Origin of the sequence: Neisseria sp. HMSC074B07 (assembly GCF_001810355.1) — a bacterium.
Taxonomy (GTDB): domain Bacteria; phylum Pseudomonadota; class Gammaproteobacteria; order Burkholderiales; family Neisseriaceae; genus Neisseria.
In genome coordinates this window covers 14,467-31,425 of sequence record NZ_KV800930.1, presented here as the reverse complement: position 1 = coordinate 31,425, position 16,959 = coordinate 14,467, and the positions used below count along the sequence as shown (strand labels likewise).

General features: G+C 51.9%; 18 protein-coding genes and 1 pseudogene. 4 read left to right on the top strand and 15 right to left on the bottom strand.

All coding sequences use genetic code 11. The features are described from left to right. Positions 1-173: 173 nt before the first annotated feature. The 4 genes from recN to HMPREF2726_RS06330 all read left to right on the top strand — a co-directional run bounded on the left by recN (position 174) and on the right by HMPREF2726_RS06330 (position 4,161). Positions 174-1,835, top strand: coding sequence for a DNA repair protein RecN (recN, locus tag HMPREF2726_RS06345; protein WP_009311226.1), 1,662 nt, complete (start codon positions 174-176; stop codon positions 1,833-1,835). 150 nt (positions 1,836-1,985) lie between these two features. Further along, positions 1,986-2,942, top strand: coding sequence for a glutathione synthase (gene gshB, locus HMPREF2726_RS06340; protein ID WP_070602666.1), 957 nt, complete (start codon positions 1,986-1,988; stop codon positions 2,940-2,942). 153 nt (positions 2,943-3,095) lie between these two features. Beyond that, the gene (locus tag HMPREF2726_RS06335) at positions 3,096-3,488 is read left to right on the top strand and encodes a diacylglycerol kinase (protein ID WP_003756111.1); all 393 of its coding nucleotides are present in this window, start codon (positions 3,096-3,098) and stop codon (positions 3,486-3,488) included. Between the two features lie 193 nt (positions 3,489-3,681). Beyond that, positions 3,682-4,161 carry a copper chaperone PCu(A)C gene (locus tag HMPREF2726_RS06330; RefSeq protein ID WP_009311228.1) on the top strand — a complete coding sequence of 160 codons (480 nt, stop codon included), beginning with the start codon at positions 3,682-3,684 and terminating at the stop codon, positions 4,159-4,161. 210 nt (positions 4,162-4,371) lie between these two features. Here the strand turns inward: HMPREF2726_RS06330 and HMPREF2726_RS14405 are convergent. From HMPREF2726_RS14405 to HMPREF2726_RS06255, 15 genes and pseudogenes are all read right to left on the bottom strand, one after another. Continuing rightward, positions 4,372-4,485 (bottom strand): annotated as a pseudogene (locus HMPREF2726_RS14405) (IS5/IS1182 family transposase); the annotation flags it as partial. 97 nt (positions 4,486-4,582) lie between these two features. Beyond that, complete coding sequence (gene xseA, locus HMPREF2726_RS06320) at positions 4,583-5,932, bottom strand: exodeoxyribonuclease VII large subunit (protein ID WP_070602663.1); 1,350 nt, start codon at positions 5,930-5,932, stop codon at positions 4,583-4,585. Between the two features lie 126 nt (positions 5,933-6,058). Further along, a complete protein-coding gene (gene rfaD / locus HMPREF2726_RS06315) occupies positions 6,059-7,063 on the bottom strand; it encodes an ADP-glyceromanno-heptose 6-epimerase (protein ID WP_009311230.1) in 1,005 nt (334 codons plus the stop codon). A gap of 89 nt (positions 7,064-7,152) precedes the next feature. Continuing rightward, on the bottom strand, positions 7,153-8,115 hold the full coding sequence (hldA, locus tag HMPREF2726_RS06310) for an ADP-heptose synthase (RefSeq protein WP_009311231.1): 963 nt from the start codon (positions 8,113-8,115) through the stop codon (positions 7,153-7,155). A 44-nt stretch (positions 8,116-8,159) separates the two neighbouring features. Then, complete coding sequence (locus HMPREF2726_RS06305) at positions 8,160-8,810, bottom strand: NAD(P)H-binding protein (RefSeq protein ID WP_009311232.1); 651 nt, start codon at positions 8,808-8,810, stop codon at positions 8,160-8,162. A gap of 13 nt (positions 8,811-8,823) precedes the next feature. Then, positions 8,824-9,555 (bottom strand): orotidine-5'-phosphate decarboxylase, encoded by a 732-nt coding sequence (pyrF, locus tag HMPREF2726_RS06300; RefSeq protein ID WP_009311233.1) that lies wholly within the window; start codon positions 9,553-9,555, stop codon positions 8,824-8,826. Between the two features lie 508 nt (positions 9,556-10,063). Next, positions 10,064-10,711, bottom strand: a complete 648-nt coding sequence (adk, locus tag HMPREF2726_RS06295) for an adenylate kinase (protein ID WP_009311234.1) — start codon at positions 10,709-10,711, stop codon at positions 10,064-10,066. Between the two features lie 94 nt (positions 10,712-10,805). Continuing rightward, positions 10,806-11,312: a 3-deoxy-manno-octulosonate cytidylyltransferase gene (locus HMPREF2726_RS06290; protein ID WP_070602661.1), complete on the bottom strand. Its 507-nt coding sequence runs from the start codon at positions 11,310-11,312 to the stop codon at positions 10,806-10,808. Between the two features lie 62 nt (positions 11,313-11,374). Continuing rightward, positions 11,375-12,316 (bottom strand): DUF2971 domain-containing protein, encoded by a 942-nt coding sequence (locus tag HMPREF2726_RS06285; protein WP_009311236.1) that lies wholly within the window; start codon positions 12,314-12,316, stop codon positions 11,375-11,377. Positions 12,317-12,454: 138 nt separating this feature from the next. Then, on the bottom strand, positions 12,455-13,216 hold the full coding sequence (kdsB, locus tag HMPREF2726_RS06280; RefSeq protein ID WP_009311237.1) for a 3-deoxy-manno-octulosonate cytidylyltransferase: 762 nt from the start codon (positions 13,214-13,216) through the stop codon (positions 12,455-12,457). Continuing rightward, the gene (locus HMPREF2726_RS06275) at positions 13,213-13,395 is read right to left on the bottom strand and encodes a Trm112 family protein (RefSeq protein WP_002221286.1); all 183 of its coding nucleotides are present in this window, start codon (positions 13,393-13,395) and stop codon (positions 13,213-13,215) included. The genes kdsB and HMPREF2726_RS06275 overlap by 4 nt, the downstream gene beginning before the upstream one ends. Positions 13,396-13,489: 94 nt before the next feature. Continuing rightward, entirely contained in the window at positions 13,490-14,065 is a 576-nt protein-coding gene (locus HMPREF2726_RS06270; protein WP_070602659.1) for a DUF2059 domain-containing protein, read from the bottom strand. Positions 14,066-14,085: 20 nt separating this feature from the next. Further along, positions 14,086-14,622, bottom strand: coding sequence for a DUF2059 domain-containing protein (locus HMPREF2726_RS06265; protein ID WP_009311239.1), 537 nt, complete (start codon positions 14,620-14,622; stop codon positions 14,086-14,088). 48 nt (positions 14,623-14,670) lie between these two features. Continuing rightward, positions 14,671-15,696: a tetraacyldisaccharide 4'-kinase gene (gene lpxK / locus HMPREF2726_RS06260; RefSeq protein ID WP_009311240.1), complete on the bottom strand. Its 1,026-nt coding sequence runs from the start codon at positions 15,694-15,696 to the stop codon at positions 14,671-14,673. 57 nt (positions 15,697-15,753) lie between these two features. Next, the gene (locus tag HMPREF2726_RS06255; RefSeq protein ID WP_070602657.1) at positions 15,754-16,761 is read right to left on the bottom strand and encodes an FAD:protein FMN transferase; all 1,008 of its coding nucleotides are present in this window, start codon (positions 16,759-16,761) and stop codon (positions 15,754-15,756) included. Positions 16,762-16,959: the final 198 nt, after the last annotated feature.

Below are 16,959 nucleotides of genomic sequence, written 5' to 3'. Positions count from 1 at the left end.
TGGGGGCCAGTTCAGTTTTCAGACGACCTTTTTTTAAAAAATAATATCATTGTATTCAGTTTGTTAGATATAAAATAAGGAAAACCTTATTCAAACTATAAAAAATCTTAGTTATAATCAGCATATCTAAAGTTAGCCGCCGATGTGCGGTCGATTTACTAAGGAATACTACCATGCTGTTGGCACTTTCCCTGCGCGATTTTGTCATTGTTGAAAACCTCAATCTGGATTTCCAAAGCGGTTTTACCGTCTTGACCGGCGAAACAGGCGCGGGCAAATCGATTACGCTGGACGCAATCGGACTTTTGTTGGGCGATAAGGCCGATTACAGCCAAGTCCGCAGCGGTGCGAAGGAAGCGCAGTTGTCGGCATTGTTCGACATCAGCCTTTTGCCCAATCTCAAAGCCCAATTGCAGGAACAGGGTTTTTTGGACGAAGACGCGGAAGAACTCAGCATCCGCCGCATCATCGATGCCAAAGGGAAAAGCCGCAGCTTCATCAATAATCAGGCAGCCACGCTGGCGCAGCTTAAAGCCGTCGGCGGGCAGCTTATCGACATCCACGGGCAAAACGCCCATCATTCCCTCAATCAAGAATCCGCCCAGCGCGAATTGTTGGACGCATTTGCGGGCAGCAAAGCGCAGGCGGAAACTGTCAGACAGCTTTATCAAAACTGGGTCAATGCGAAAAAAGCCCTCCAAGAGGCGCAGGAACACGCCGAGACCATCATTATCGAGCGTGAGCGTTTGGAATGGCAGTTCAACGAATTGAACCAGTTGGACGTCAAACAAGGCGAATGGGAAGCCCTCAGCCAAAGCCACGACAGTCTTGCCCATTCTGCCGAGCTGTTGCAGGCTGCCGAAGAAGTCGGCGACTACATCGATGGCGACAACGGCATCCAACGTCAAATTTATCAATGCCAAAAGCTGTTGACCAATCTGCAAAACATTGAGCCGCGCTTTGCCGAAAGCCTGAATATGCTGGCGAGCATTGAAGCCGAATTGGGCGAAATCAGTGCCAATATGCGCGACGTCGCAGGCCGAAGCGACATCGATCCCAATGAATTGGCGGCGCAGGAGCAGCGCATGGGCGAGCTGATGGGGATGGCGCGGAAATACCGCATCGAGCCTGAAGCCCTGCCGCAAAAGCTGGCTGAAATTGATGAGCGCCTGCAAAGCCTGCAAGCCGCTGCCGATTTGGAAGCGTTGACGCAAACCGTTGCCCGCAACCTTGCCGAATATCAGGAGGCCGCTCATGTTCTTTCCGCCATGCGCCATCAGGCGGCGGGCAGGTTGGGCGAGGAAACGACCGGACATATGCAGCATCTCGCCATGAAAGGCGCGCGTTTCGACATCGTTCTGCTGCCGTCTTCGCCCACAGCGCACGGTTTGGAGCAGGTACAGTTCCAAGTTGCCGCCAACAAAGGCAATCCGTCCCGTCCGCTGAACAAAGTCGCGTCCGGTGGCGAACTTGCCCGCATCAGCCTTGCCTTGCAGGTGGTTACCAGCCAATACACGCAAGTCCCTACGCTGATTTTTGATGAAGTCGATACCGGTATCGGCGGCGGCGTGGCAGAAATGGTCGGCAAAGCACTGCGTGCTTTGGGTAAAAAACATCAGGTGCTCGCCGTGACCCACCTGCCGCAAGTCGCTTCATGCGGTGAAAACCATTGGCAGGTGCGCAAACACAGCGAAGGCGAACAAACCGTCAGCGAAATCAGTGTGTTGGACCATCAGCAGCGTATCGAAGAAATCGCCCGTATGCTTGGCGGCGAAATCATTACCGACACGACCCGCAGCCACGCGGCAGAGTTAATCAGCCTTGCCGCCGCTTAAACGCAGAATCGGAGAGGTCGTCTGAAAAGGAAGTTTGTGTAACCATTCACAAACCGCTTTTCAGACGACCTCTTTGCCAAACCGCCCGCGCCCTTTCAGACGACCTCAATACAAGGTATGATTACGTCGTTTGTTTATAAGGAAGTTCCCATGAAAGTCCTGTTTATTGCCGATCCGATGGCAAGTTTCAAAACCTACAAAGACACCACCTACGCCATGATGCGCGAAATGGCAAAACGCGGCTGGCAGCTTTTCCATACCTTGAGCGGCGAATTGTCCGTACAGCAAGGATTGGTGACGGCTCAGGCTGCGCCGTTTGAGTTTCTCGGTGCAAAAAGCGACGATGATCATGAGTGGTTTAAAGCGGCAGACAAAGTTCAGACGACCTTGAAAGACTTCGATGCCGTCATTATGCGCACCGCCCCGCCGTTCGATATGCAATACCTCTACGCCACCCAATTCCTGACGCTGGCGGAACAGCAGGGCGCCAAAGTCTTCAACAGCGGACAGGCCATGCGCGATTTCAACGAAAAACTGGCGATTTTGAATTTCAGCCAGTTCACCGCGCCTACGCTGGTTACGACCCGTTCCGCCGATGTCCGCGCATTTTTGAAAGAACACGGCGACATCATCATCAAACCGCTGGACGGCATGGGCGGCATGGGCATTTTCCGCCTGACCGAAAAAGATCCCAACATCGGCAGCATCCTCGAAACCCTGATGCAGCTTGATTCCCGCACCATCATGGCGCAACGCTACATCCCCGAAATTGTCTACGGCGACAAACGCATCCTGATTATCGGCGGCGAAGTCGTCCCCTATGCTTTGGCGCGTATTCCGCAAAACGGCGAGACACGCGGCAATCTTGCGGCAGGCGGACGCGGCGTGGCGCAGGAATTGAGCGAACGCGATCGAGAAATCGCCGAGACTCTCGCCCCCGAACTCAAACGCCGCGGCATCTTGCTGGCAGGTTTGGACGTCATCGGCCGCAACCTGACCGAAGTCAACGTGACCAGCCCGACCGGTTTCCAAGAAATCATGAAACAAAAAAACTTCGACGTCGCCGCGATGTTTGCCGACGCTGTCGAAGCTTGGTCCAAACAATAATACCGAAAGGTCGTCTGAAACCCGAATCCGTTTTAGTAAAACTCGCTTTGCTCGTTTTAGCGAAACCCGCTGCGCTCGTTTTGGCGAAACTCGCTTCGCTCGTTTTCAGACGACCCCTTTTTACAAATATAAATATTGATACAAACATTACTTATGAAACCATCTTCTTACGCTGCCGATAAAAAAGGTAAAAGCGGTATCAAACGCATCATCAACGCATTCGGCTATTCCAAAGACGGGCTTGCCGCCGCCTACCGCTATGAAAGCGCGTTCCGCCAAGTATTGTGGCTGAACCTGATTTTGATTGTCTTGACCTTCATCCTCAATTTCGACTCCGCGACCAAAATGCTGCTGATTATTGCGTCGTTTGTTTCGCTGATCACCGAATTGTTCAACACCGCCGTCGAAGCCGCCGTCGACCACACTTCCACCGAAAAACACGAATTGGCAAAACGCGCCAAAGATGCCGGCTCCGCCGCGCAATTGCTCGCTTTGACGATGCTGGGCATCGTGTGGGCGATCGCATTATGGCGCGGGTATGTTTAAATTTACTTCGAGATGATTTATACTTACTAAGTATTAATTCTCATGAATTAATTTGAATCATTTTGTTTAATCTGAGTCAAAGCATTCAGACGACCATTGCATGTAGGATGAGAACAGTATTACCGACATGCAATGTCGCGCGGAAAGCTTTTGCCGCAACAAAACCACCCATTTCATCATAAAGGAGCAATACATGAAAAAATTATTGGCAACCCTGATCGCAGCAGGTTTGGTATCCACCGCTTCCGCAGCCGGTGTTCACGTTGAAGACGGTTGGGCGCGTGCCACCGTCGAAGGTATGAAAATGGGCGGCGCGTTCATGAAGATCCACAACGATGAAGCCAAACAAGACTTCTTGGTCGGCGGCAGCAGCCCGGTAGCCGATCGCGTTGAAGTGCATACCCATGTCAACGACAACGGCGTGATGCGCATGCGCGAAGTCAAAGGTGGTGTTCCGCTGGCGGCAAAAGGCGTAACCGAGCTGAAACCGGGCAGCTACCACGTTATGTTCATGGGTCTGAAAAAACCGCTGAAAGAAGGCGAAAAAGTACCGGTTACCCTGAAATTCAAAAATGCCAAACCTCAAACCGTACAACTGGAAGTGAAAACCGCGCCGCAATCCGGCATGGATCACGGTCATGGTCATGACCACGGTGGCGCGCATCAGCACTAATCGTTCATCGTTTGAACTCAAAAGGTCGTCTGAATATTTTCAGACGACCTTTTTGTTTGGATTAAATTTGAGTCGGTGCAATATTTTTAGATTGAAATCAAGATGTTTTGTTTGAATATTCAGTCAAGCGGTAATCACTGCATTCGGTAATCTGCGCCAAATTTGGTCCGGCAGGAGATGGGGTGGGGAAGGCAGGTTTTGCGGTATTTATAGTGGATTAACTTTAAACCAGTACGACGTTGCCTTGCCTTGCTGTACTGTCTGTACTGTCTGCGGCTTCGTCGCCTTGTCCTGATTCAAATTTAATCCACTATATCTGAGTTCACGATAGTCCTGTTTCTTGCCTTCCATCAAAATCAAAAGGTCGTCTGAAAACTTGCCACGCTCGTTTTCAGACGACCTTCTTCATTCAAGCCGGCGATTAATCAAACAATTCCTGCTGCGCCTGTTCTTTGGCCACGCGCACGTCGGTTTCGCCGTCGGCAAAAGTGATGTGCAGTTTCTGCCCTTGCTTTAAAACATCGGCGTTGCGGATGACTTGTCCGCGTGTGTTTTTGACGACGGAGAAGCCGCGCTCCAAAATCTGCTGCGGCGATACGGCTTCGAGCAGGGCGGTTTGGGCGGTCAGGCTTTGGCGGCGGCGGGCAAGCAGTTGGCGGAAGGCGTGCGACAAGGTCGTCTGAAAGCGGTCGATGTCTTGCCGGTAAACGGAAATATCGGGGCGGCAATGTTTCAGGGCTTGGGTTTGGCGTTCGAAACGGGCGGTGTGGGCGCGGACATTTTGCGTCATTGAGTAGGACAGGGTTTGCGCCAGTTTGTGGATATAGGTGCGCTGCTCGTCGAGTTTTTGGCGCGGGTGGCGGATTTGCCGCGCGAGCCAGTCAAGTTTTTGGCTGGCATCGAAATAGCGTTGTTCCAAAACGGTTTTCAGACGACCTTTGGCCTGGGCGAGGCGGTGTAACGATTCTTGGCGGTTGGGGCTGACCAGTTCCGCCGCGCCGGTCGGCGTGGGTGCGCGCACGTCGGAAACGAAATCGGCAAGCGTGAAATCGGTTTCGTGTCCCACGCCGCTGACGATGGGAATCGCGCAGGCTTCGATGGCGTGCACGACCGGCTCTTCGTTAAACGCCCATAAGTCTTCAATGCTGCCACCGCCGCGACAGACAATCAACACATCGCATTCGGCGCGTTGCGATGCGGTTTTAATCGCTTGGGCAATCTGAAACTCGCTGCCCGAGCCTTGAACGGCGGTTGGATAAACGATGACGGGAATTTCGGGCGCGCGGCGTTTCAAGGTGGTAACGACATCGCGCAATGCCGCCGCCGCCAGACTGGTTACGATGCCGATACATTGCGCTCGGGCGGGCAAAGGTTTCTTGCGTTCCGCCGCAAACGCGCCTTCCGCCTGCAACTGCGCCTTCAGCCGCTCGTAGGCTTCGTAAAGTTGTCCCAAGCCTTTTAGCCGCACCTCGTTCACGGTAATCTGAAATTCGCCCCGCGCCTCGTAAATACTGATTTTGCCCGCCACTTCGATATGGTCGCCTTCTTTCAAAGGTTTCGCCAAACGCGCCGCCGCACCTTTAAACATCGCGCAACGCACCTGAGCGCGGCTGTCTTTGAGCGAGAAATAATAATGTCCGCTGGCGGCACGGGTCAGGTTGGACACTTCGCCCGCAATCCACAAACCGGCAAGATGGTCTTCCAGCAAGGCTTTGGCGAGGGCGTTGAGTTCGGATACGGAAATGGAGGAGGGCGCGAAGAGTTCGGACATTGGGAGGGCGGGAAGAAAGGGGAAAGGTTGGATTATAAGGGGTTTCAGACGAGGTTTGTATGGGAAAGGTCGTCTGAAAACCTCAAATCCGAGTTTTCAGACGACCTCTTTTATGGGCATTTCAAATTAAGCCAAATTTTCCAGCATCCATTTGACGTAGCGCTCGACGCCTGCTTTGACATCCAAAAATTCTTCCTTGTATCCGGCTTCGCGCAGTTTGGCAATGTCGGCTTGGGTGAAGCTTTGGTATTTGCCTTTGAGCGCGTCGGGGAAGGGGACGTAGCGGATAAGTTCTTCTTCTATCAGCTCTTTTAAGCTCAATTCAGGTTTGCCTTCAGCGGCACGGCAGGCGTTGACGGTGGCGGCGGCGAGTTCGTTGAACTGTTGGCTGCGGCCGGTGCCGAGGTTGTAGATGCCGGAGAGTTCGGGGTGGTCGAAGAAGTAGAGGTTGACTTTGGCGACGTCTTCGACGCTGACGAAGTCGCGGGTTTGTTCGCCGTTGCCGTAGCCGTCGTTGGCTCCGAACAGGTTGACGTAACCGTGTTCGCGGTATTGGTTGAAATGGTGGAAGGCGACGGATGCCATGCGGCCTTTGTGTTGTTCGTGTTGTCCGTAAACGTTGAAGTAGCGGAAGCCGACGACTTGGGCGGTCAGGCCTTCTTTCATGCGGCGGCGCAATACTTGGTCAAACAGGAATTTGGAGTAGCCGTACACGTTGAGCGGTTTTTCAAGTTCGCGCTCTTCGCGGAAGATTTCGCCTTTGCCGTACACGGCGGCACTGGAGGCGTAGAGGAAGGGGATGCGTTCATCCTGACACCAGTCCAAAAGGTCGAGCGTGTACTGGTAGTTGTTGTCCATCATGTAGAGGCCGTCGTGGTTCATGGTGTCGGAACATGCGCCTTGGTGGAAGACGGCTTCGATGTTTTCGTAAGGCAGAAGATGGCCGCGCACTTGGCGGATGAATTCGTGTTTGTCGAGGTAGTGGGCGATTTCGCACTCGGCAAGGTTTTTGAATTTTTCGCCACGAGTCAGGTTGTCGACGGCGACGATGTCGGTAATGCCGCGTTGGTTGAGGGCTTTGACGATATTGCTGCCGATAAAGCCGGCCGCGCCTGTTACGATGATGGTCATATTGGGTTTCCTTTGATTTTTGGTTTTAGCGAAACTCGTTGCACTCGTTTCAGACGACCTTGGAAAGACGGGGTCGTCTGAAAAAGAAATTACTGCTCTTCCAATGCTTTATTCAACTCTGCAAACGAGCAAACCGCCGTGCCGAGTTTGGCGACGACGACGCCGGCGGCGGTATTGGCGAGGTGCATGGCTTCGGGCATGGTGTAGCCTGCCGCCAGCCCCAAACCCACTCCGGCAATGACGGTGTCGCCTGCGCCGGATACGTCGTAAACTTCCTGGGCGCGGGTGGGCTGGTAAATGGGTTCGCCTTCGCTGAACAGGGTCATGCCCTCTTCGCTTCGGGTCAGTAAAACGGCGGTCAGGTCGAGGTGGCGGCGCAGGTTTTGCGCTTTTTCGGTCAGCTCGCTTTCGTTTTTCCAACTGCCGACCACTTCTTTCAATTCGGCGCGGTTGGGCGTAATCAGCGTGGCGCCTGCGTATTTTTCGTAATCGTCGCCTTTGGGGTCGATTAATACGGTTTTACCGGCATGTTTCGCCCAATCTATCATATCGGAGATGTGCGACAGGCCGCCTTTGCCGTAGTCTGAAAAAATGATTGCGTCGTATTCGGGCAATACTTCACGGTATTTCTGCTTGATTTGCTCCAACACTTCGCGGTTGGGATGTTCTTCAAAATCAAGGCGGATAAGCTGCTGGTTGCGGGCGACGACGCGCAGTTTGACGGTGGTGGCGATTTGTTTGTCGCGCATCAGATAGGAGGCGACGCCGTCCTGCGCCATCAGCGCGTCGAGTGCGTTGGCGGCTTCGTCGTCGCCAGTTACCGACAACAGCCCTGCTTTGCCGCCCAGCGAAGCGATGTTGCGCGCAACATTCGCCGCACCGCCCGCCCGTTGGTCGATACGTCCGATTTTCGCTACCGGCACGGGCGCTTCGGGCGAAATACGGGACACGTCGCCAAACCAATAGCGGTCGAGCATCACGTCGCCGACAACAAGGACTTTGGCTTGCGCGAAACGGGATTTGAGGGTTTCTTGTTGGAACTTGGTAACCATACTGGCTCCGTTGTTAAAATTTTCTGCAAAACTGCGTATTCGGATTATCCGTCCGAAAGTCTGAAAATATCTTGAGGTTCATATACCTGCACTGAATGTTCAGGCGGTCTCAAAGCCACCTTCAGCATGGCTTTTGCCAATGTCTCAACGGCAAGCGGGCGTTGGTTTTTCAACAGACCGATGCGGTTGAGTCCGTACAAAATCCGTTTGGTAACTTTTTCGCCCAAGCGGTCGCTATTCGGACGAATCAGCAATGGCGGACGGAAAATGATGAGGTGCGGAAAGTTCAAAGCAATTAATGCCTGCTCCAATTCGCCTTTCATCCTTGGATAAAACAGGCGTGAAGCGGCATTTGCGCCGGAAGCGGAAACCAAAACCAAGGTTTTTACGCCGTTTTTTCGTGCAGCTTTGGCAAACTCAAGATTCGCTTCGTAATCGACAGCCCATTGCGCCTCTTTGCTGCCTGCCGCTTTCAAAGTCGTGCCCAAGCAGGCAAACAACACATCTCCCTGCACTTCATCACGCCATGTTTCAATCTGGGCAAAGTCAATCTGATGAGCGCACAGCTTGGGATGGGAAAAATCGGGATTTCTGCGTCCGAAGCAGTCTATACGCTCGATTTCCGAATGTGCTGTCAGCAAGGGCAACAGGGATTTGCCTGTTGCGCCGGTTGCCCCGATGACGATGGCTCTCATATTTCAGACGACCTTAAGCGTTCGCCACGCGGTTCACTTCGCGCAATACGGCTACCGGATCGGCGGCTTGGGTAACGGGGCGGCCCATCACCAGATAAGTTGAACCTGCCGCCAATGCCTCGGCGGGCGTCATGATGCGGCGTTGGTCGTCGTTGTTGCCGGCAACGTCCAAACGGATGCCGGGCGTTACCAAGACAAAATCCTGTCCCAATTCGCGGCGCAGCGGTGCGGCTTCCTGGGCGGAACAGACCACGCCGTCTAAGCCCGAACTTTGCGCCAGTTTCGCCAAACGGATGACTTGCTCTTCAGGGGCGATGTTCAAACCGATTTCTGCCAAATCGCTTTGTTCCATGCTGGTTAACACGGTTACGCCGATTAAGAGCGGCTTCGTGCCGTATCCGGCAACGGCTTCGGCGGCGGCTTCCATCATGCGGCGGCCGCCCGATGCGTGCATATCGACCATCCACACGCCCATGTCGGCGGCGACTTTGCACGCCTGCGCGACGGTGTGGGGAATGTCGTGATATTTCAAATCGAGAAAAAGTTTGAAACCCTGATGAATCAGGCTTTCCGCCAAACTGCGCCCCGTGGCGGTAAACAGCTCTTTGCCGATTTTGATTTGGCACAACGTCGGATCAAGGTTGCGGACGAATCCGAGCGTGTCTTTTTCGTTGGCAAAATCAAGGGCAACGATGACGGGGGTGCGTTGTTGCGGAGTTTGGAAGTCGGTGATTAAAGGATTCATGGTGTTTTCGTTTCGGGTTTTCAGACGACCTTTATCGTCTTTTTCGCAGTATAGTGGCTTAACTTTAAACCGACGGCGTTACCTCGCCTTAGTTCAAAGAGAACGATTCCTCTAAGGTGCTGAAGCACCAAAGTGAATCGGTTCTGTACTGTCTGTACTGTCTGCGGCTTCGTCGCCTTGTCCTGATTTTTGTTAATCCACTATAACAACGTAAATTCAAACCGTAGGTCGGGCATTGATGTCCGACCTACGCGGACTCAAGCCTCCGACAAACTGTTTCGGATAAATTTGAACCGGCACATCAGCCGTCATTCCCGCGCAGGCGGGAATCCATTGATAAAACTCAGTTCATCAGATTTAAACAGCGATTGCCCAAATTCAGAAATGGATTCCCGCCTGCGCGGGAATGACGCCGAATGATTATTTTTCGGTTGCAACACGCTGTTTGTCAAAAACAGGTCGTCTGAAAACCTGACTTTCTGTTTTGTTTTCAGACGACCTTTTCGATTTATTTGCCCAATGCGCCCAATATTTCGGCTTTCACGGCTTCTACCGGCTGAGTACCGTCAACCTTGATGTATTTCGGCGCATGTTCGCCTTCCAGCTTGCTGTAAAAATCGACCAGCACTTCGGTTTGCTCGTGGTAAACGGCAAGGCGTTTTTTGACGGTTTCTTCTTTGTCGTCGTCGCGCTGAATCAAATCTTCGCCGGTTACGTCGTCTTTGCCTTCGACTTTGGGCGGATTGTAGGTAACGTGGTAGGTGCGGCCGGAAGCCAAGTGAACGCGGCGGCCGCTCATGCGGTCGACAATCACGCTGTCAGGTACGTCGATTTCAACCACGGCGTCCAAATCCACGCCTGCTTCAACCATCGCTTCGGCTTGTGCCAGCGTGCGCGGGAAACCGTCAAACAGGAAACCGTTTTTGCAGTCGTCTTGCGCGATGCGTTCTTTCACCATGCCGATGATGATGTCGTCGCGCACTAAGCCGCCTTCGTCAATGATTTTTTTCGCTTCCCAACCCAGCGGCGTGCCTGCTTTAATCGCAGCGCGGAGCATATCGCCGGTGGAAATTTGCGGAATGCCGAACGCAGCGGTGATGAATTGAGCCTGAGTGCCTTTGCCCGCGCCCGGCGCGCCTAACAATAATACTTTCATGGTTGTTCCTTCTTGTTAAATGATATGGATTTGAAACGTGATTCAAATGATTTTACACGGCTTGCGTTTATCGTTCAAAACTTCAGACGACCTGTTACTCACCGAAATGTTTCCATGCGTCATCGCGCATTTCGGCAAACCATGTGTCTTCGGGAAAACGCTCCAATGCGTCTTTCAAAGTGGAAAGCAGGTTTTGCGATAAAGTCTTTGCCAAATACTCTTCCTCGTTGGCTTCCGCCGCCTTGTCCGCCTGCTGCGCCAAACCGAGCGCGCGCGTCTGATGTCCGTGAGCCAGATAGTTGAGCGCAATCACCTTTTGCGCCCAAAGCTGCGGAATCTCGGGGCTGTCTTGCAGCAAAACCGACAAAATCGACACGGCAACCGTCAGCCTGCCGCCGTTCAAACGCAAATCCAGCGAACGGTTGGGCGGCAGCGTGCTGAGCGTTTCCGCCATACGGAACCAAAACTCGCCGCTGGCTTCGTCCGGCGCGGCGGCTTTCAACATTTCATAGTTAAACTCTTGGTCGTCGTTTTGAACCAGCAGGGTAACATCGGCAAGCAGTTTTTGCTCTTCGCGGCTCAAATGGCGTAAATCGGTCATATAAGGGCTTTCTGTCGGTGTTTTGGGTAGAACGGATTATCGGGTTGTTTTTTATTTCAGGTTCACTGCTTAGCTTTTTTCAAATTAACTATTTCCTTTTCTAAATCGACTATTTCTTTTTGTAATTGAACTATTTTTTGGCTTAGTTTCTGTATTTTGTCTTGTGATTTATTTTGTATTTTTTTCATTTCTTTTGATAATTCATTTTCTTCTATTTTAATTGTCTTTAATGAATATTTATCTTCATAACGATAAAATTCTGGCATACTATCTTTATATTTATTACTTTCTTTTAGAACTTTATATATAAAGCTTGCAATTTTTAAAATATGCTTTTCAGCATTCTTCTGTTCTTGCTTAAAATCATATGCTTCTACATCAGGTTTTTTATCAGGAAAAAAACCGCAACCACGGCCAAAAGTGATTGCCTTAATATTTATTGGAAAAATGAAAGGTTCAAGCTTTTTCCCTTCTTCCAAAGGAATACCATCTTTATGAAAAATTGCCCTATGCTCTTTCTCATATGCCCAAGCTTTGCTTTTACGACACATTATATTTTCTAACTTATTATTATTTAATTCTTCTTTTAATTGTGCACCATTATTAAATTGTTTTTTTGGCTTATATTCTACTTTCTTAACATATATATCTTCAAACTCCTTATCAATTGTAAAGTCAATTCTTATACCTTTTGAGCTATTGGCATAATGAGCCCACATCAACTCTTCTCCATAAGTACCTATAATTTTACTAGAAGAAAAACAACAAATAACGTTTTCTTGTTTTTCATTATAGATTTTATCCGTTAAGGTTTTGCTAATGGATTTATCAACTAAATAAACACACTCATCGACATCATTAAACTTTTTATAATTCTGCGCAAAGAGTTCTGAATTTTCAAAAATACTTTTTGTATGTTTATTTTTCTTCCAAAAATTTTCAAAATTATCATCATCTTTTCCATAATTTAAGTCCCTAAATTTAGAATATTCATTAATTTTCATTGTTCTTCCTATTTTTATTTTCAAATTTTTTGAATGATTGAACTCGTTTTCCATAGTCCGTGGCGAGAGCTGAGCCCTCGCCACGGTTACCTTCTTCCAAAGAAAGAGGGAGGTTGAATTATTGAAACTTGCCAGTTTTCAGACGACCTCGAACGCAGCCCTGACCCTGTCCAAATCCTCTTGAGTATCCACACCGGCGGCGGGGGCTTCTTTGGCGGTTTCGACGGCAATCGGGTAGCCGTGCCACAGGACGCGCAGTTGTTCCAGCGATTCAATGGTTTCCAGCGGCGAGACGCTCATTTCGGCGTAGCGTTGCAGGAAGCCGGCGCGGTAGGCGTAGATGCCGATATGGCGCAGGACGGCGGTTTCGGTGGGCAATTCGCGTTTTTCGGCGCGCATGGCATCGCGCGGATAGGGAATCGGGGCGCGGCTGAAGTAGATGGCGTTGCGGTTTTTGTCGAGGACGACTTTGACGACGTTGGGATTCATAAATTCGTCGAAATCGTGCAATTCGTGCGCCGCGGTCGCCATCTGCACGTTGTTTTCCACTAAAACTTCGGCGGTGCGGTCGATGAGTTCGGGGGCAATCAGCGGCTCGTCGCCCTGTACGTTGACGACCACCAGATGTTGCGGCAGTTTCAGCGCGGCGGCGGCTTCGGCAAGGCGCGTCGTGCCGCTTTCGTGCCGGTTTGAAGTCATGACGACTTCGACGCCGTGCGCCTGACAGGCCGTCTGAATATCGGGATGGTCGGTGGCAACGACGACGCGCGCTGCTTTGCTTTTTGCCGCCTGTTCGGCAACGCGCACGACCATCGGTTTGCCGTGGATGTCCGCCAAGGCTTTTCCGGGCAGGCGCGATGAATCCAGCCGCGCCGGAATCAATACGACAAATTCGGTCATGCTTTGAGTTCCTCTTCGCTCAACGCTCGCGCTTCGTTTTCCAGCATATAGGGAATGCCGTCTTTAATCGGATAGGCAAGCTTCGCCTGACGGCTCCACAATTCCTGTTTGTCCTGATGATATTCCAGCCTGCCTTTGGTAACGGGGCAGACGAGGATGTCTAAGAATTTTTTTTCCATGGGGTTTCTTTCGGGTTTGATGGTTTTAGCGAAGCTCGCTTCGCTCGTTTTGGCGAAACTCGCTTCGCTCGTTTTCAGACGACCTCAAGCGGCATTATTTTTTCCGTGCCGGTTTGTTCGGCTGTTTGGCGCAGGTTTGGGCAGGATTTTTGCCGTTGCACATGATTTGGCGGATTTCGCGCCTCAGGTTTGCGCTTTCGTTGGATTGGGTGTATTTGCCGGCAAGGATGCTCATCATCGGTTTCATCGTTGCCTCAAGATAGCGCGGCGTTTTATCCATTATCGATTGGCCTACTGCCGTGCTGTAAAAGCCAATCAATGCGTTGACTTCTTCTTGCGTATAAACCGTCTTCATGCCGTCTAAAGCCGCTTTACGCAACTGGGCACGTACTTGCGGCGTATTGATTTCGGCAATCGACCGGGTTGCATACTTTTTCAAGACTGCTTCCAACTGCGGACGTTTGTCTTCCGGCGCATCTTTCAAAAATTTCTGTACATTCGGATCGGAAAGCACAATGCCTTCCATGCTTTGGAAAGACTGTTCCAACAAGGCATCCATCTTCTGCACTTCAAACAGACGCTCCAGCGACGCGTCGCTGGGTGTAGCGGCAAATGCGTTGGCACACAATGCCAGCGCGGCGAAGGGCAATAACAAGGTTTTCAGTTTCATCTTTTTCTCCTGTTTAAGGTTTAGGGGGTACATTCTTCAGACAATATTTTTTTAATTTCGTTTTCAAATTCAATTAGGTAGTGTTCGCTAATTGTTTCTATTTCTTTCATATCCGCTTCGCTTGCCCCTATATTGGCGAGTTTTTTTATGAATACCGAATTTTTCTCCACGATAGATTGTCCTACGGGAGTCTCGTAAAACGCAATCATGGCATCAATCTCTTGTTGAGTGAACTCGTCCTTGGCAACTTTTTTTATTTCTTTCATTAATTTGTTTCTAAGTTGCGGTGTGAAATAAGCTTTAAACACTTTGTTCATATAACGGTCTGACGCGGCTTGTAATTGCGGCTGCAGTTCCGGTGGATATGAGGAGATGATCGGTTGCATGAGCTGTCGGTTTTGTGCTTCCGCCATGTTGGTCAAATTTTTGAGAAAGTCGCGTTCGATATGCTGGACTTCCATCCATCTATTTAAAGACTTATCGCTTGGGGGCGCGGCTGTTGCGGCGGAACAGGCGGCAATGGCAACGAAAGTGAGCAGCAGTTTCTTCAGGTTCATAAATTTCCTTATTATTCAAGACAAACAGCAACAAAGAATCAATTGATTTCAGACGACCTGTCGCGAATCTTTCAGCTGTTCCGACACAAACGCCGCCAAATCAGGTTCGATTATCGCATAAACGGGCAATACCCATACATGGTTCAGATTGAGGCCGTCTGAAAACTTGACCGCATCCTTTTCCGTAATAATCACCGCGTCCGCATTGGGCAAGTCTGCCGCGGCGATGTCGGCATGGTCGGGCAGCGCGACGGTTTGGTTCAACGTGATGCCCATGTTCCGCAGCGAATCGAAAAAACGCTCCGGCTTAGCGATGCCCGCCACGGCGGCGACGGTTTGATTTTTCAGACGGCCTGTGTCCAGTATTTCAGACGGCTTGTTCAAACGGTAAATTTGTCCCGTTTCGATGCGGCTGTGAAACATATTTTTAGACGGCGCAAATGACGCATCCGCCTTGCCTCCGCTAACAACGACTGCATCCACCGAATCCAGACGCGACAAAGGTTCGCGCAAACTGCCGTTGGGCAGCAAATCCAAATCCGTCCGCCCCGTATCCGCCGCCGGAAACACCGCGATTTCCACATCCCGCCGCAGGGCGTAATGCTGCAAGCCGTCGTCCGCCACAATCAGCCCGATGTCGGGGTGCGCCGCCAGCAACGCCCTGCCTGCCTCCGCACGGCTGCTGCCCACCGCCGTCGGCGCGCCGGTTTTACGGAACAGCAGCAAAGGCTCGTCGCCCGCATCTTCCGCACGGCTCGCGGCATTCAATACATGAACCGCCTTACTTTTGCGCCCGTAGCCCCTACTGATGATGCCGACCTTGATGCCTTTTTCCTGCAAGCCCGACACCAGCGCGGCGACAATCGGCGTTTTCCCCGTCCCGCCCGCGTGGATATTGCCGACCACGACCACAGGCACAGGCAGCTTTTCGCTTTTCAGACGACCTGAAACGAAATCATCGCGCCGTTTTGCCGCAATTTTGGCAAACAGCTTGGATAAGGGTTTGAGCAGGAGAGATAAAAACGGATTGGGGCGTTGCCAATGGCGTTCGATGATTTGATGGAGTTTGGGCATTCAGACGACCTTGTAGCTGCGTTTCTTTGTAGTACACCATTTTAGCGGATAAGTCGTTCAGGCTAGGGTTTCGATGCGGTTGTCGGGCATGACCAGCCAGACTTTTGCCTGTTTGGCGCGCGCGGCGGTACGGATGGCGGCTTCGTCCATGATGGAGAACGCGGTGGAGAAGGCATCGGCAACGGCGGCAGTCGGCGCCATGACGCTGACGCTGCGGTAGCGCGGGGTAGCAGTACCGGTGCGCGGGTCGAAGAGGTGGGTGAACTTGCCGGCTTCGTCCATCACGGTACCGTAGCCGCCTGAGGTGGCGAAGGCTTGGTTTTGTATGGGGATGGTCAGGAGGGTGGCTTCTTCGTTTTGGGGATTGCGGATGCCGACGTTCCATGTGCGTTGGTTGTCGGTGTCGAAGCCGCGGATTTCGCCCATATCGACGAGGGCTTGGCGGATGCCGTGTTGTTGCAGCAGGGCGGTGATTTTGTCGGTAATGTAGCCTTGGGCGATGCCGTTGAGGGATAAGCCCATGCCTTTTTGTTCGAAGAGGATGGCTTTTTGGTCGAAGACGACGTGTTTGAAGCCGACGAGTTTGAGGGTGCGCCGGATGTCCGGTTCGGACGGTGGGGTTTCGGCACGCGGGTTGCGGCGGAAATGGTCTGCATAAAGGTTCCACAGCACTTGGACGGTGGGGTCGAACGCACCGTCGGTCAGGGCATGGATGTCGCGGCAGATGCTCAACAGGGCGAGGAAATCGGGCGGCGGGTTGTTCAGACGACCTTCTTTGTTCAGTCGGTTGATCAGGCTGTCTTCGCGGTAGAGGCTGAAGATTTTTTCGAGGCGGGCGACTTCTGCGAGGACTTTGTTGACGAGGATTTCGGCTTCTTTGCGGTCAACGCCGAAGAGGCGGAGCTCGGCGCCGGAACCCAGCGCGATGCCTTTCCAAATGACGGGCTCGCCGGTAGTTGGTAACGGGGCAGGGCGGTTGCGGTTCAGGAGGAAGGGCGCGGCTGCTCCGGCGGCAGTCAGGGCGGCGATGGCGAAAAAACGGCGGCGGGTGAGCGGGGTGTTCATGGGTTGGAATGGGTCGTCTGAAAAGGGGCGGGGTGTTGGAGGACTGCGTGGAATCGGTTTATCCGGGCTTGCGTTTGAGTGGGAAGGCTTTTTAGGAGCGCCGTCATTTCCACACAGGATTTTTATGGTTACGGAAAGGACGGCGGGCGACGGCTGAGGCTTGATTTATAGTGGATTAACTTTAAACCGGTACGGCGT